Origin of the sequence: Oleiagrimonas sp. MCCC 1A03011 (assembly GCF_003267965.1) — a bacterium.
GTDB lineage: Bacteria > Pseudomonadota > Gammaproteobacteria > Xanthomonadales > Rhodanobacteraceae > Oleiagrimonas > Oleiagrimonas citrea.
Genome location: NZ_MSPY01000003.1, coordinates 360,382 through 375,125, shown reverse-complemented (window position 1 = coordinate 375,125; position 14,744 = coordinate 360,382). Strand labels below are relative to the sequence as shown.

Genomic DNA, 14,744 nt, shown 5'->3' with positions numbered 1-14,744 from the left:
ACCAACCCGTTCCGTCTTTCCCTCATTTCCAGGAGAACTTCCATGTCTAAACAGATCCAGGACGCCTACATCGTCGCCACCACCCGCACGCCGGTCGGCAAGGCGCCGCGCGGCGTGTTCCGCAACACCCGTCCCGACGACATGCTGGCGCACGTCATCCGCGCCGTCATGGAGCAGTGCCCGGGCATCGATCCGGCGCGCATCAGCGACGCCATCATCGGCTGCGCCATGCCCGAGGCCGAGCAAGGCATGAATGTGGCGCGCATCGGCGCGCTGCTGGCCGGCCTGCCCGACACCGTGCCGGGCATGACCATCAACCGCTTCTGCTCCTCCGGCGTGCAGGCCGTGGCGCTGGCCGCCGACCGCATCCGCCTGGGCGAGGCCGACCTGATGATCGCCGGCGGCACCGAATCGATGTCGATGGTGCCGATGATGGGCCACAAGGTGCAGATGAACCCGGCCATCTTCAACGACGACAATGTCGCCATCGCCTACGGCATGGGCATCACCGCCGAGAAGGTCGCCGAGCAGTGGAAGGTGACCCGCGAGGAACAGGACGCCTTCGCCGTGGAGAGCCACCGCCGCGCCCTCGCCGCCATCGAAGCCGGCGAGTTCAAGGACGAGATCACCCCGTACACGCTGGACGACCGCTACCCGGACGTCGCCAACGGCAGCGTGCGCGAGGACCAGCGCATCATCGACACCGACGAAGGCCCGCGCGCCGGCACCACACCGGAAGTGCTGGCCAAGCTGCGCACCGTGTTTCGCAACGGCCAGTTCGGCGGCAGCGTGACCGCCGGCAACTCCTCGCAGATGTCCGACGGCGCCGGCGCCGTGATCCTGGCCAGCGAACAGGCAGTCAAGGACTACGGCCTGACCCCGCTGGCGCGCTTCGTCAGCTTCGACGTCGCCGGCGTACCGCCCGAAGTGATGGGCATCGGCCCCAAGGAAGCCATTCCTAAGGCCCTGAAGATGGCCGGCCTGACCCAGGACCAGATGGACTGGATCGAGCTCAACGAAGCCTTCGCCGCGCAGTCGCTGGCGGTGATGAAGGACCTCGACCTCGACCCCGCCAAGGTCAACCCGCTGGGCGGCGCCATCGCCCTCGGCCACCCGCTGGGCGCCACCGGCGCCATCCGCGTCGCCACGCTCGTGCATGGCCTGCGCCGACGTAAGCAGAAGTACGGCATGGTGACCATGTGCATCGGCACCGGCATGGGGGCGGCGGGGATCTTCGAGGCGCTGTAAGTCACCCCGCAGCTTCACCACGAAAAACGGCAGCGCAAACGCGCTGCCGTTTTTTTATGCCTCCTCTCGACCCAAAGCGGCCGTTGACGATGCGTGCAACATGTCATTCATGACACACCACACTCTATCCCGCTCGTGTGGAGTCTCGTCAGTTCAACGAACTGGTCCCTGTTACACCCTCTGATGCAAAGGTGTAACTCTTACACCTGCCATTCCGCCGCATAACATCCCGCGCATGGAGCCCGGCACAAGCAGTCTGTTCTTAGATAAGTCTCTGAATCTGCGTAGGGCATCTCTGATTGTCGAGCATCGCGATGGTGGGCATACTGGATGCAACACCCCATCTAGGGGATCTAATTAGCGTTAGACGAAGGAGCAGGACATGGAACGTTACATGAACCTTGGCGGTGACTCAGGTGTCATTGCTTACGAATTAGGCGATGACTCAATCACCGTCCAGTTCAACGATGGCTCGATCTATCTCTACACCAGCCAGAGTGCCGGTTCTGGGAACTTGGCTGAGATGCAGCGTCTCGCACAGACCGGACAAGGGCTCAACAGCTTTATCAGGAGGATTGTTCGCAAGGGGTATGCGCAGAAGCTTCGCTAATAACGGGCTTCGTCGCACGTCTAACAACTCATCCAAGCCGACCGCCCACTGGCTACGCCAGCGGGCGGCGTCTTAACTCAGCGTTGGGTGTCATTCGCGGCGAACGTCTTTTGGGGAGAGTGCAAATGAAACTTGAGTTTCGGGGCGTTTCTAGGCAGGTGTACACCCATCGCCATGATTGCACCAACATGAGGTGGAAATCCGGACTTGAAAGCACAGCAACAATTCGTCAAGTAGGACTTAGCGGCGATTTTCGTGTCACTTTCTCCTTTGAGGAGAGTGATCTCACAAATTGCTTCCAGGCGTTGGCTGCTTCTAACCCTGAGTTCGCACTCAGGCTGGCCAGCAAGATGCAGGCGGAAGCCGTAATTGCGCTATCACAACCACGAGATGAGTAAGTGAAATGCGTTGAGCACACCCAACCATGGGTTCCACCCGACGTCCCAGTCACCGCTTTACGGGTGAACCTAGGCGTTAGGCATGGATATGCGATCTTGAGCAGTTCGGCAGGCCTTGCCTAACAATTAGTTCAAGCCGACCGCCTACTGGCTATGCCAGCGGCCGGCGTCTTAACTCAAGCGTTAGCCTCAAAACGACCGAGAAATGATTAAAGCAATTGAAACGTCGTACAAGGGATACCGTTTCCGCTCTCGCCTCGAAGCGAGGTGGGCAGTATTTTTCGAAAACGCCAAGCTCGAATGGATATACGAGCCGCAAGGTTTCGTGGTTAATGGAAAACCATACCTTCCGGATTTCTATTTGCCTCAGTTTGGATACTTCGAGGTAAAAGGAACGCGAGATTATGACGAAAGCCTTTATCTGGAATTTTCAAAGCAAATTGGAAAACCTCTGTTCATCGTATTTTCTGAGATCCCCGACCCCGAGCCTTACGATGGGTATATGAAGGGATGGGGTTTTCACGGAAAAAACCCCGAAGCCTGGGGTTGGAGCGATATGTTCTTACAATGTACTGGATGCGGAAAAACCTCAATTCAGAATGAGGCCTATTGCACCATCAAGGGAAATTGTTGTGAAGGTGAGAGAGAAATGCCCCTTTCAGGCGCCTTAGAAGCAGCAAGGTCCGCACGTTGGGAACATGGTGAAAAGCCTTAGACTAACAAGAAGTTATAGGCGTTCATCGCCCTACTCCTCACTGGGTCGCCCGGCTTCGCCGACCGCCCCTAAATATGGGCGTTAGATAGCACAAATATATTCCGTCATAAGTCTAATCATGAAAATCGGTGAACTCACATCGTTCGGACACAATGTCGCAGATTCGCTTGCAAGCGGAATTTGCTTCATGGCGGGCATCTACTACGTCGATGTGTTTGGCGAGGCCTCCGCCTCCCCGGAGGGTCACATCATCGTTGACTTCCTATGTGGATCAACGTCAGGCAGTCCCATTTCCTCGAACCTCCGCCAAGCAATTGTGCGCTTTTCGGAACGACTTCCGGAGTTGGCGAAGGAGCATGGCATTGAGGTGTCTGAAATCAAAACCATATCCGCTCGATTTGGCACTGATCCAATCCTGGGTCGACATTTCGCAGTAACCGTAGAGACCTCAGATGGCCGAAAGTCCGTTGACCAATACACAGGAACTCCAGGCAAGCGCTACAGCAAGCCGCGCCGGAGCAAGGGTGAATATAGAGGCAGAGGCAATTAATCGCTGCCGAAGAACCCAGCCTGCGCCCCTCCCCTTCGGTAGTGGCGGAGGGTGGAGGATCAGGCCCGAAGGGTGGCGCACAAGGATGTGCGCCAGTGTTTCGTCAGCACAGGATGTGCTGTCGAAACACCCCCGGAACCCGGAGCGGACCTGGAGGAGCGAAGCTCCGGAGAGCGCGGACGCGGGGTGCCCTTCTTTTGGTTCGCACCACGGGCACTCCCTTCGGTCGTTTTCGTGGGCAAGCAAGAAAATGAACCCGGCCGGCGCCAGCCAGACGGAACGCTCTTGAAGCCCCCAACAGACTGCATCATGGTGCAGTCAGCCCAGCACCGCATCACCATGACACGCGAACCCGAAATCTACTGCCCCGCCTGCCAGTGGCACCCACGCGGCGACAGCCGCTGGATCTGCGCACGCTCGAAAGGCGGCTGCGGCACCCGCTGGAACACCTTCTGGACCGGCGGCTGCTGCCCCGGCTGCGGACACCACTGGGAAACCACCCAATGCCTTGTTTGCAAAAAGGTTTCACCGCACGTCGACTGGTATCACTTCCCGCCCGAGGAAGAAGCACAGCGTGAAAAGGCACGCGAAGTGACCGCGTGACTCCGCCCGGCCTAGTGCACGCCGCCCCGGCCGGGCGTTGTCCAGCGCCGCTTTCGTGCGTGGACCCGCGCTACTCCGCGATGATCTCCCCGCTGCCACCGAGGGGTTCGGGAAAATCGCGGAACTTGGTCAGACCGTCGTGCATCGGCAGCACGGTTTCCTGATAGTTCGCATGCACGGACGGCACGAAATCGAAATCCTCGATCACGGCGGCGAACACATCGATCAGTCCCCACTCCGGGTGTTCGGTGAACAAATGACCACCGCAATTCGAGCACCAATGACGGACACTGCGCGGATGCTTGGCGTAATGCGCCAACCGGTCCTCGCCCTGGCGCACATGCACTGCCTCCTTCGGCCATAGGCTGAAGGCATTGACCGGCCCCGCCGACCAGTGTCGACAGGATTCGCAGTGGCAGTACCCGGCGTCGGCGGGTTCACCGCGAAGTTCGAGTTCGACCGCGCCGCAAAAGCAACGCGCGACATGCGTGGGTTGAACGTCTGGCGTGTTCATGACAGAAGCCTCCGTCGCAACGAATCGCCGGTCCAGCATGCGGACAAGCCCTGCTTCGCGCAATGGAACCTATGTCCGATCCCGCACGGCCAGGTCGCTGGCTTCTGGCGCAAGCCAGCGAGATTCCTGTCGGCAGGTGTGCCTACGCCGGCTCGATGTGGCGCAACAGCAGACGAGGTGTTTCCCGGCCCTGCCAGTCGTTGACGACCAGACTGTAGGCCGCGCGAAGGTTTGGCACGTCGGGAAGTTCGGGATCGATATTGAACATCACCGCGTCGATCATGCTGCCATCTCGCGGATCGCGGAGATGGAAGCGCGCATGCGTACCGGTGCTGCCCATGGGCCGGCGCCGCAAGCATTCGAAGGTGTTCTCGAACAGCGGCTCCGGAAACGCCTGTCCCCACGGACCGGCCAGGCGCAAGACGCGCGCCAGTTCCAGATTCATCTCGCCCGCCCCCAGCTCGCCATCGGTCCACAGCACGGACTCCAGCCACTCGGCCTGCATGCGGTCGCGGACGACATCGTCGAAGGCCTGCGCGAAGGCGTCGAAGCGATCCGCGGCCAGACTGAGTCCCGCCGCCATGGCGTGGCCGCCGAACGGGCCCATCAAGTCGGGATGCCGGGCGTCGACCTCGGCCAGCGCATCGCGAACATGGAAGCCCGGAATCGAGCGCGCTGAACCGCGCAGCGTGTCGCTGCCTACATCGGACGGCGCGAACGCCACGACCGGGCGATGCAGCCGTTCTTTCAGGCGCGAGGCCACAAGGCCGACCACGCCCGGATGCCACCCCTCGTCGTAGAGTGCGACGCCGGTCGCATCCGGCACATCGGTGCGCTCGACCATGCGCTCGGCCTCGGCCACCATGCCGGCCTGCAGTTGACGGCGCTCGGCATTGATCGACGACAGCAGTTCCGCCAGCTCGCGCGCGCGCGCCGCATCGTCGGTGAGCAGGCATTCCACGCCCAGGGTCATGTCTTCCAGCCGTCCCGCTGCGTTCAGGCGCGGCCCCACGGAGAACCCCATGTCCGAAGCCGTCAGGGTGGCAATGCTGCGCCCGGAGGCTTCGACCAGCGCCTGGATGCCCGCGCAGCCGCGACCGGCGCGGATGCGACGCAGGCCGTTCTCGACCAGCACACGATTGTTGCGATCCAGCGGCACCACATCGGCGACCGTGCCCAGCGCGACCAGGTCCAGCAGCATCGCCAGATTCGGCCGCACACCGGCTGCGAACCGGCCTTCGCGTTCCAGTCGGGCGCGAAGCGCCAGCAGCAGATAGAACATCACGCCGACGCCGGCCAGCGCCTTGCTGGGAAAGGCGTCGCCGGGCAGGTTCGGATTGACGATGGCGTCGGCCTCCGGCAACTGCGGACCCGGCAGGTGATGGTCGGTCACGACCACCCGGATGCCTCGCTCGCGCGCCGCGGCCACGCCGGCGACGCTGGCGATGCCGTTGTCGACCGTGACCAGCACGTCCGGCCTCTCGCCTAGCGAACCCACCAGCGCCGGGCTGAGACCGTAGCCATGCTCGAATCGATTGGGCACCACGAATCCGACGCGGGTTGCGCCGAGCATGCGCAGCCCGCGCACGGCGACCGCCATGCCGGTCGCGCCATCGCAATCGTAGTCGCCGGCAATGACGATGCGCTGCCCCTCTGCGATGGCCTGCGCCAGGACCTCGACGGCCGCATCGAGGCCGCCGAGCGCCTGCGGCGGCGTCAGGGCGGTCAGCGCGTGGTCGATCTGTTCCGCGGACGCCACGCCACGAGCCAGATAGACGCGTCGCAGGACCGGGTGCAGCGTATCGGGCCAGTCGATTCGCAGATCGGGACAATGTCGCTGGCGCAGCGTCGTCCGTCTCATGCCACCTTCCGCCAGATGCGCCAGCGATGGGCGTGGCGCACCAGCATGCGTTCGCCGCTGGCGAAATCCAGATGCATGGCCTTGTGCCGCTTCAGCGCCCGCTCCAGCAACGGCCAGTGCGCCTCCGGACGCAGTCCGGCTTCCAGATCCAGCAGCACGTCGCCGGCGGCATCGGGGTCGAAATCCTGCACATCCGCGACCGCGACCCTGGCCCGTTCGGCCAGCACGCGAGCCAGCGCATCATGCGTGTGGATACGCTCGATGTCGGCCTTGACCCAGGATGGCAGGCGTCCACCGCCCCACAGCCACAGGCAGTTCACCGGCATCTGGCCGCGTGCGCGGCGCTCGGCGTTGAGCGGATGCTGGTGCAGCAGGATCTGTGCCTCGTTGAACAACTCGCGCCAGCTCGCATGACGCGCATCCTGCGGCAGATACGTCAGCAGATCGTCGCCCAGCACTCGATCCGGCGCGGCGAAGGCTGGTGGCTGGGCATCCCTCGGCATATGCAGATGCCAACGCGAGGGCGTAGTCAGTTCGAGCAGAAAGCCGCGATCGCCGAACAGCGGTCGCAGGGGCCGCGCCAGCGATTCGGCCTCCTCGGCAGTCAGATCCAGCGTGCCGCATGCGAGCATGCGTGCTCCGGTCATGTCGGGCTGCACGAAGGCCGGATCGGCGCATAACCAGGTATCTCCCTCGGCATCCCCCCGCTCGGCTTCGCGCAGCAGAGCGCCCGCCGGCAGATCACCCGAGGGCCAGCGAAAGTGCGCGCCCAGCGCTGCGGAATAGCCGTGCACGGCATCGGGCAATCGGTCACCGCGAATCAGCCAGGTCCGAAGCAAACGATCCTGACCGCAATGGGCAAAGTTGGGCAGCAACACATGCAGCATGGCTAGTTCCGGAATCGCTCAGAAGACAGGATCATGCCTGCGCAGGCTCGTCCTGCAGCGCCTCGATCTGCTCATGCAGTTCCAGCCACTGAGTCTCCAGCGTATCGTGCTCGGCGCGCAGTTCGCCCTGGCGCTTGCCGAGTTCGGCCGCCTCGCGCGGCTGCTCGGTGTAGAGCGCCGGGTCGGCCATGCGCGATTCGATCTCGGCCAGCTCGCGTTCGATGGCCTGCATGCGCTTTTCCGCCGTCTGTGCCGCCTTCAGCATGGGGCGAGCACGCTCGCGCTGCTGGGCTGCCGCGCGGCGTCGCTCACGCGCCGAAGGCTGCGCCGACGAGGCCTCGGACGACGAGTCGGTTCCGGTATCGCGGTTGCGCAGCCACCGGGCATAGTCATCGAGGTCGCCGTCGAACCGGTGCAGCGCGCCTTCGCCGATGCGCCAGAAACGGTCGCAGACCAGTCCCAGCAGATGGCGGTCATGCGAGACCAGCACCAGGGCACCTTCGTAGTCTTCCAGCGCATCGACCAGCGCCTCGCGCATGTCCAGGTCGAGGTGGTTGGTCGGCTCGTCGAGCAGCAGAAGATTGGGTTTGTCCCAGGCGATCAGCGAAAGTGCCAGCCGCGCTCGTTCGCCGCCGGAGAATCCGTCGACCGGCTCGAATGCGCGGTCACCGGCGAACTGCCACTGCCCGAGCCAGTCGCGCAGCTCCTGCTGCGACACGCCGGGTGCGCGTTCGGCCAGATGATCGAACGGACTGGCGCCGGCGCGCAGGCTCTCCACGGTGTGCTGGGCGAAGTAGCCGATACGCAGGTCTTTGTGCGCGCTACGCTCGCCGTCCAGCAAGGCGAGGTCGCCGACCAGCGATTTCACCAGCGTGGACTTGCCCGCACCGTTGATGCCCAGCAGCCCGACACGGTCACCGGCTTCGAGCCGCAGAGTCGTGTCACGCAGGATGCAAGCCGCGCCGCCCTGCCCCTCGCGGGACGGATATCCAAGGTCGGCCTGGTCCAGTCCCAGCATCGAGGTCGGCAGCCGTCCGGGTTCGGGAAAACGGAAATGGAACGGCCGCTCCACGCGCACGGCCTCGGTGCCGGCCAGCTTTTCCAGACGCTTGATGCGTGACTGCGCCTGCTTGGCCTTGCTGGCCTTGGCGCGGAAGCGGTCGACAAAGGACTGCAGGTGTGCGCGCTCGGCCTGCTCTTTCTCGTGCGCGATCTGCTGCTGGCGCAGCTGCTCGGCACGCTGGCGCTCGAACGCGGTGTAGTTTCCCGTGTACAGGCGTCCGGTGCCCGTGTGCAGGTGCAGCACGTGAGAGACGACGCCGTCGAGGAATTCGCGGTCGTGCGAGATGACCAGCAGCATGCCCGGATAGTGACGCAGCCAGTTCTCCAGCCACAGTACGGCGTCGAGGTCGAGATGGTTGGTCGGCTCGTCCAGCAGCAGCAGCTCGGACGGCGCCATCAGCGCACGGGCCAGATTCAGACGCACGCGCCAGCCGCCGGAGAACGACGCCACCGGTTTCTCGTGCGTGTCCGGCGCGAAGCCGAGGCCGTGCAGAAGTCGTCCAGCGCGAGCGCGGCCGTCGTAGCCGTTCAGCGCCTCGATGCGCTGATGCGCCGTTGCCACAACGGCATGATCGCCAGCCTCCTGCGCGCGCGCCTCGGCATCAAGCGCCGCCGCCAGCTCGACATCGCCGCCCAGCACGTAGTCGATGGCCGCGTCGGGCAGCGCCGGCGTTTCCTGCGCCACCGAGGCCATGCGGATGCCCGAGGGGATCTCCATCGAACCGGTGTCGCTGTCCAGCTCGCCGCGGATGGCCGCGAACAGGCTCGACTTCCCGCAGCCATTACGGCCGACCACACCGACCTTCCAGCCGGCGTGGAGCGTCAGGTCGATGCCTTCGAGCAGTGCGCGCGGACCGCGACGCAGGCCGAATTCGCGAAAGGCGATCACCGTCTATGCGCTCCGCCGGCCAACCCGTCGTTCACTCGTAGCGAACGGCGATGATCTCGTAGTTCTTCACGCCCTTGGGCGCCTCGAACTCGATGCTGTCGCCTTCCAGCCGGCCGATCAACGCACGCGCGATCGGCGAGGACACGGCAATCAGGTTCTGCTTGATGTCCGCTTCCAGGTCGCCGACGATCTGGTAGGTCACCTCGTCACCGCTGTCTTCGTCCTCGAGATTGACGATGGCGCCGAACACGATCTTGGCACCGGCATTGAGCGTGCTCGTGTCGATCACCTGCGCCGTGGACAGCGTGGCTTCCAGCTCGTTGATGCGGCCCTCGATGAAGCTCTGCTGCTCGCGGGCCGCATGGTACTCGGCGTTTTCCTTCAGGTCGCCGTGCGCACGCGCTTCGGCAATGGCTTCGATGACGCGCGGACGTTCCTGGCCCTTGAGGCGTTCCAGTTCCTTGCGCAGGCGCTCGGCGCCTTTCTTGGTCATGGGCGCACGGTTCATGCTTCAAGCTCCTTGTGCAGTTCCTGCAGGCTGTGCACGCTGCCGCCGTCGCGGGAATCCAGCGAATGCAGCAGGGCACGCGCGCCTGCGATGGTGGTGGAGTACGTGACGCGCTGCTGCAGCGCCTCACGACGAATGGAGAACGAGTCGGCGATCGCCTGCTTGCCTTCGGTCGTGTTGACGATGTAGACGATCTCGCCGTTCTTGATCAGATCGACGATGTGCGGACGGCCTTCCAGCACCTTGTTGATGTGCTCGCAGGTCACGCCGTGGTCGTTGAGGAAGGCCGCGGTGCCGCGTGTGGCGACCAGGCCGTATCCGCGCTTGTGGATGTCCTGTGCGATCGACAGCAGGCGATCCTTGTCGGCGTCGCGCACCGACAGGAACACCTTGCCCAGCGGCGGCTTGCGGATGCCGGCGGCCTCGTGCGCGCGCCCGAAGGCGGCACCGAAGTCGCGCCCCACGCCCATCACCTCGCCGGTCGAGCGCATCTCGGGTCCCAGAATCGGGTCGACGTTCTGGAACTTCAAGAACGGAAAGATCGCTTCCTTCACCGAATAGTAGTCGGGCACGACTTCGCGCGTCGCATCCTGTGCGATCAGATCACGGCCGGCCATGCAGCGCGCGGCGATCTTGGCCAGTGGCTGGCCGGTGGCCTTGGACACGAACGGCACGGTGCGCGAGGCACGCGGGTTCACTTCCAGAATGAACACGGTCTCGCCGCCCTGCACCGCGAACTGGGTATTCATCAGGCCGATGACCTTCAGCTCGCGCGCCAGCAGCGTGACCTGGCGACGCAATTCGTCTTGCAGCGCCGGCGTCAGCGAGTACGGCGGCAGCGAGCACGAGGAATCGCCGGAATGCACACCGGCCTCCTCAATGTGCTCCATGATGCCGCCAATCAGCACGTTGCCCTCGGCGTCGGCGATGATGTCGACATCGACCTCGACCGCGTGGTCGAGGAAGCGGTCCAGCAGCACCGGCGAGGATTCGGACACGCGCACTGCCTCGCGGATGTAGCGTTCCAGATCGGCGTCGGCGTAGACGATCTCCATCGCGCGACCGCCCAGCACGTAGCTCGGACGCACCACCAGCGGATAGCCGATCTCGCGCGCCAGCGTCAGCGCTTCCTCGGCGCTGCGGGCGATGCGGTTGGGCGGCTGCTTCAGATTCAGCCGGTCGATCAGCTGCTGGAAACGCTCGCGGTCCTCGGCCAGATCGATGGAATCCGGGCTGGTGCCGATGATCGGCACGCCGGCCGCTTCCAGCGCGCGCGCCAGCTTCAGCGGGGTCTGCCCGCCGTACTGCACGATCACGCCCTCGGGCTTCTCCTTGTCGACGATCTCCAGCACGTCTTCCAGCGTCAACGGCTCGAAGTACAGGCGGTCGGAGGTGTCGTAGTCGGTCGAAACCGTCTCCGGGTTGCAGTTGACCATGATGGTCTCGAACCCGTCCTCGCGCAGTGCCAGCGCGGCGTGCACGCAGCAGTAGTCGAACTCGATGCCCTGGCCGATGCGGTTCGGTCCGCCGCCCAGCACCATGATCTTGCGGCGGTCGCTGGGATCGGACTCGCACTCTTCCTCGTAGGTCGAGTACATGTAGGCGGTCGAGGTGGCGAACTCGGCCGCGCACGAATCCACCCGCTTGTAGACCGGACGCACGTCCAGCGTGCGACGCAAGTGGCGCACGGCGGCCTCGTCGGTGTCCAGCAGCGTGGCCATGCGCGCGTCGGAGAAGCCCAGCCGCTTGAGTTCCAGCATGCGCGCGGCGTCCAGCGAGGACAGCCCCTGCTCACGCAGCTCGCCCTCGGCGAGGACGATGTCCTCGATCGCCGCCAGGAACCACGGATCGACCGCGGTCAGCGCGTGCACGTCGTCCAGCGACAGACCGGCGCGGAAGGCGTCGCCCAGGTACAGGATGCGCTCCGGCCCGGGCTGACGCAGCTCGCGCTTGAGCGTGGCCAGATCCTCGTCGTCGTTCAGGTCCAGACCGGTCGGGTCGAGACCGTTCTTGCCGGTTTCCAGTCCGCGCAGCGCCTTCTGCAGCGATTCATGCATGCTGCGGCCGATGGCCATCACCTCGCCCACCGACTTCATCTGCGTCGTCAGGCGTGCATTGGTGGCCGGGAACTTCTCGAAGGCGAAACGCGGGATCTTGGTGACCACATAGTCGATGGCCGGCTCGAACGAAGCCGGTGTCTTGCCGCCGGTGATCTCGTTCTTCAGCTCGTCCAGCGTGTAGCCAACCGCCAGCTTCGCCGCAACCTTGGCGATCGGGAAGCCGGTCGCCTTCGAGGCCAATGCCGACGAACGCGACACACGCGGGTTCATTTCGATGACCACCACGCGACCGGTCTCGGCGTTGACGCCGAACTGCACGTTGGAGCCGCCGGTGTCCACACCGATCTTGCGCAGCACCGCCAGCGAAGCGTCGCGCAGGCGCTGGTATTCCTTGTCGGTCAGGGTCTGCGCCGGCGCCACGGTGATCGAGTCGCCGGTGTGCACGCCCATCGGATCGAGATTCTCGATCGAGCACACGATGATGCAGTTGTCCGCATGATCGCGGACCACTTCCATCTCGAATTCCTTCCAGCCCAGCACCGATTCGTCGATCAGCACTTCGTGGGTCGGGCTCAGTTCGAGGCCGCGCTTGACGATCTCCTCGAACTCCTCGCGGTTGTAGGCGATGCCGCCGCCGGAGCCGCCCATGGTGAAAGACGGACGGATGATGCTCGGGAAGCCCAGCTTCTCCTGGATTTCCCAGGCCTGCTCCATCGAACGCGCGATTTCCGAGCGCGGCGACTCCAGGCCGATCTCGTTCATGGCGTTACGGAACAGTTCGCGGTCCTCGGCCATGCGGATGGCTTCGCGCGAAGCGCCGATCAGCTCCACGTCGTACTTCTCGAGCACGCCGTGGTCAGCCAGTTCCAGCGCGCAGTTCAGCGCCGTCTGTCCGCCCATGGTCGGCAGCACCGCGTCAGGTTTCTCCTTGGCGATGATGCGCTCGACGGTCTGCCAGGTGATCGGCTCGATGTAGACCGCGTCGGCCATCTCCGGGTCGGTCATGATCGTGGCCGGATTGGAGTTGACCAGAATGACGCGATAGCCCTCCTCGCGCAGCGCCTTGCAGGCCTGTGCGCCGGAGTAGTCGAACTCGCAGGCCTGACCGATGACGATCGGGCCGGCGCCAATGATCAGGATGCTCTGGATATCGGTGCGCTTGGGCATCAGCGGGCCTCCTGCATCAGGGTGGCGAAACGGTCGAAGAGGTAGTCGATGTCGTGCGGGCCGGGACTGGCTTCCGGGTGTCCCTGGAAGCAGAACGCGGGCCGGTCGGTCAGCGCGAAGCCCTGCAGCGAGCCATCAAACAGCGACTGGTGCGTGACTCGGGCCTGCTCGGGCAGCGAATCCGGATCGACCGCGAAGCCGTGGTTCTGGCTGGTGATCAGCACGCGGCCGTCGTCCAGATCCTTCACCGGATGGTTGGCGCCGTGGTGGCCGAACTTCATCTTCAGTGTCTTCGCGCCCACGGCCAGCGCCATGATCTGGTGTCCCAGGCAGATGCCGAACAGCGGGATCTTCTTGTCCAGCAGCGTGCGCGCGGCGGCAACCGCGTACTCGCACGCCGCCGGATCGCCGGGTCCGTTGGACAGAAACACACCGTCTGGCTGCATCGCCAGGACGTCCTCGACCGGCGTCTGCGCGGGCACCACCGTGAGGTCACAGCCGCGCTCGGCCAGCAGACGCAGGATGTTGCGCTTGATACCGAAATCGTAGGCGACGACTTTGAAGCGGGCTTCGGTGGTATTGAAGGCCGTGCGATCGAGGTCGTACACGCCTTCGGACCAGGCGTAGCTTGACGCCGTGGTGACTTCCTTGGCCAGATCCATGCCGTTCAGGCCGGGGAAGGCGCGCGCCTGCGCCAGCGCCGATTCCTCGTCGATGGCATCGCCGGCGACGATGCAGCCGGCCTGCGCGCCCTTGTCGCGCAGGATGCGCGTCAGGCGGCGCGTGTCGATGCCGGCAATGGCCACCACGCCGGAACGTTCCAGATAGGCAGACAGACTTTCTTCGCTGCGCCAATTCGAGGCGCGGCGCGGCACGTCGCGCACGATCAGGCCGGCAGCCTGAATGCGGTCGGATTCGGCATCGGCGGCATTGCAGCCGGTGTTGCCGATGTGCGGATAGGTCAACGTGACCAGCTGACGAGCGTAGGAGGGATCGGTGAGGATTTCCTGGTAGCCGGTCATGGCGGTGTTGAACACCACCTCCCCGACGGTGGAACCGGTGGCGCCGACCGCGTGGCCGCGGAAAACACTACCGTCTTCAAGAACTAACAGAGCTGGGGTCATCGGGGGCCGCCTTCAGCAGGTGCAGCAAAACCCGCAGGCCGGTGTGACTGGCCTGAGGGACTCGCGAAAAAAGGGTTTTCGGGCGGGCCACAATGTTAAGCGTCGGCACCGGCGATGTCCACCTGTTCGGATGAATGTCCGCTGCATTTGCCGTGGAACCGGAGTCTGGCGCTAGACTGTCCGGACAAATTCAATTCACTGCACGCACAAGGAGCCGCGCATGGCCAGCGACCAGTACCACGAACCGATCGAGGAACTCAGCGACGAAGTGCGCGACATGCACCGCGCCATCGTGTCCCTGATGGAAGAGCTGGAAGCCGTGGACTGGTACAACCAGCGCGCCAGCGCCTGCAAGGACGAGGAGCTGAAGGCCATCCTCGAGCACAACCGCGACGAGGAAAAGGAACACGCCGCGATGGTGCTGGAATGGATTCGCCGTCACGACGGCTTCTTCTCCGACCAGATGAAGGAATTTCTGTTCACCGACAAGCCGCTTCGCCACGACTAGCCCCGTTCTCCACGCCTTTTCCGATTCGCGTGCATGCCCC

General features: G+C 64.1%; 13 protein-coding genes. 6 read left to right on the top strand and 7 right to left on the bottom strand.

From position 1 onward, the window contains the following. The first annotated feature begins 42 nt into the window (after nt 1-42). From BTJ49_RS08270 to BTJ49_RS08260, 5 genes are all read left to right on the top strand, one after another. Complete coding sequence (locus BTJ49_RS08270; RefSeq protein ID WP_113064892.1) at nt 43-1,248, top strand: acetyl-CoA C-acyltransferase; 1,206 nt, start codon at nt 43-45, stop codon at nt 1,246-1,248. A 382-nt stretch (nt 1,249-1,630) separates the two neighbouring features. Continuing rightward, nucleotides 1,631-1,858: a hypothetical protein gene (locus BTJ49_RS08265; protein ID WP_113064891.1), complete on the top strand. Its 228-nt coding sequence runs from the start codon at nt 1,631-1,633 to the stop codon at nt 1,856-1,858. A 125-nt stretch (nt 1,859-1,983) separates the two neighbouring features. Then, nucleotides 1,984-2,256, top strand: coding sequence for a hypothetical protein (locus BTJ49_RS15500; protein ID WP_146742304.1), 273 nt, complete (start codon nt 1,984-1,986; stop codon nt 2,254-2,256). Nucleotides 2,257-2,461: 205 nt separating this feature from the next. Beyond that, nucleotides 2,462-2,971 (top strand): hypothetical protein, encoded by a 510-nt coding sequence (locus BTJ49_RS15495; RefSeq protein ID WP_146742303.1) that lies wholly within the window; start codon nt 2,462-2,464, stop codon nt 2,969-2,971. 784 nt (nt 2,972-3,755) lie between these two features. Beyond that, nucleotides 3,756-4,124: a hypothetical protein gene (locus BTJ49_RS08260; RefSeq protein ID WP_240151699.1), complete on the top strand. Its 369-nt coding sequence runs from the start codon at nt 3,756-3,758 to the stop codon at nt 4,122-4,124. Between the two features lie 70 nt (nt 4,125-4,194). Here the strand turns inward: BTJ49_RS08260 and BTJ49_RS08255 are convergent, their stop codons facing one another. The 7 genes from BTJ49_RS08255 to carA all read right to left on the bottom strand — a co-directional run bounded on the left by BTJ49_RS08255 (nt 4,195) and on the right by carA (nt 14,196). Further along, complete coding sequence (locus BTJ49_RS08255) at nt 4,195-4,638, bottom strand: GFA family protein (RefSeq protein WP_113064890.1); 444 nt, start codon at nt 4,636-4,638, stop codon at nt 4,195-4,197. 142 nt (nt 4,639-4,780) lie between these two features. Next, nucleotides 4,781-6,499 carry a single-stranded-DNA-specific exonuclease RecJ gene (gene recJ / locus BTJ49_RS08250; protein WP_113064889.1) on the bottom strand — a complete coding sequence of 573 codons (1,719 nt, stop codon included), beginning with the start codon at nt 6,497-6,499 and terminating at the stop codon, nt 4,781-4,783. Beyond that, nucleotides 6,496-7,386: a phosphoglycerate mutase gene (locus BTJ49_RS08245; RefSeq protein ID WP_113064888.1), complete on the bottom strand. Its 891-nt coding sequence runs from the start codon at nt 7,384-7,386 to the stop codon at nt 6,496-6,498. The genes recJ and BTJ49_RS08245 overlap by 4 nt, the downstream gene beginning before the upstream one ends. Before the next feature lie 31 nt (nt 7,387-7,417). After that, nucleotides 7,418-9,337: an ATP-binding cassette domain-containing protein gene (locus BTJ49_RS08240; RefSeq protein ID WP_113064887.1), complete on the bottom strand. Its 1,920-nt coding sequence runs from the start codon at nt 9,335-9,337 to the stop codon at nt 7,418-7,420. A 31-nt stretch (nt 9,338-9,368) separates the two neighbouring features. Then, a complete protein-coding gene (greA, locus tag BTJ49_RS08235) occupies nt 9,369-9,845 on the bottom strand; it encodes a transcription elongation factor GreA (RefSeq protein WP_113064886.1) in 477 nt (158 codons plus the stop codon). Then, a complete protein-coding gene (gene carB, locus BTJ49_RS08230; RefSeq protein ID WP_113064885.1) occupies nt 9,842-13,072 on the bottom strand; it encodes a carbamoyl-phosphate synthase large subunit in 3,231 nt (1,076 codons plus the stop codon). The genes greA and carB overlap by 4 nt, the downstream gene beginning before the upstream one ends. Further along, entirely contained in the window at nt 13,072-14,196 is a 1,125-nt protein-coding gene (gene carA, locus BTJ49_RS08225) for a glutamine-hydrolyzing carbamoyl-phosphate synthase small subunit (protein WP_113064884.1), read from the bottom strand. Before carA ends, carB begins: the two co-directional genes overlap by 1 nt. 220 nt (nt 14,197-14,416) lie before the next feature. Here carA and BTJ49_RS08220 point away from each other — a divergent pair, with 220 nt between their 5' ends. Continuing rightward, nucleotides 14,417-14,704: an encapsulin-associated ferritin-like protein gene (locus BTJ49_RS08220; RefSeq protein ID WP_113064883.1), complete on the top strand. Its 288-nt coding sequence runs from the start codon at nt 14,417-14,419 to the stop codon at nt 14,702-14,704. Nucleotides 14,705-14,744: the final 40 nt, after the last annotated feature.

What these genes read in the sequence shown, in the direction of transcription:
- BTJ49_RS08245 (WP_113064888.1), bottom strand. Translation starts at nt 7,386, where the DNA reads ATGCTGCATGTGTTGCTGCCCAACTTTGCCCATTGCGGTCAGGATCGT.
- carA (WP_113064884.1), bottom strand. Translation starts at nt 14,196, where the DNA reads ATGACCCCAGCTCTGTTAGTTCTTGAAGACGGTAGTGTTTTCCGCGGC.
- recJ (WP_113064889.1), bottom strand. Translation starts at nt 6,499, where the DNA reads ATGAGACGGACGACGCTGCGCCAGCGACATTGTCCCGATCTGCGAATC.
- carB (WP_113064885.1), bottom strand. Translation starts at nt 13,072, where the DNA reads ATGCCCAAGCGCACCGATATCCAGAGCATCCTGATCATTGGCGCCGGC.
- BTJ49_RS08270 (WP_113064892.1), top strand. Translation starts at nt 43, where the DNA reads ATGTCTAAACAGATCCAGGACGCCTACATCGTCGCCACCACCCGCACG.
- BTJ49_RS08255 (WP_113064890.1), bottom strand. Translation starts at nt 4,638, where the DNA reads ATGAACACGCCAGACGTTCAACCCACGCATGTCGCGCGTTGCTTTTGC.
- BTJ49_RS08265 (WP_113064891.1), top strand. Translation starts at nt 1,631, where the DNA reads ATGGAACGTTACATGAACCTTGGCGGTGACTCAGGTGTCATTGCTTAC.
- BTJ49_RS15495 (WP_146742303.1), top strand. Translation starts at nt 2,462, where the DNA reads ATGATTAAAGCAATTGAAACGTCGTACAAGGGATACCGTTTCCGCTCT.
- greA (WP_113064886.1), bottom strand. Translation starts at nt 9,845, where the DNA reads ATGAACCGTGCGCCCATGACCAAGAAAGGCGCCGAGCGCCTGCGCAAG.
- BTJ49_RS15500 (WP_146742304.1), top strand. Translation starts at nt 1,984, where the DNA reads ATGAAACTTGAGTTTCGGGGCGTTTCTAGGCAGGTGTACACCCATCGC.
- BTJ49_RS08220 (WP_113064883.1), top strand. Translation starts at nt 14,417, where the DNA reads ATGGCCAGCGACCAGTACCACGAACCGATCGAGGAACTCAGCGACGAA.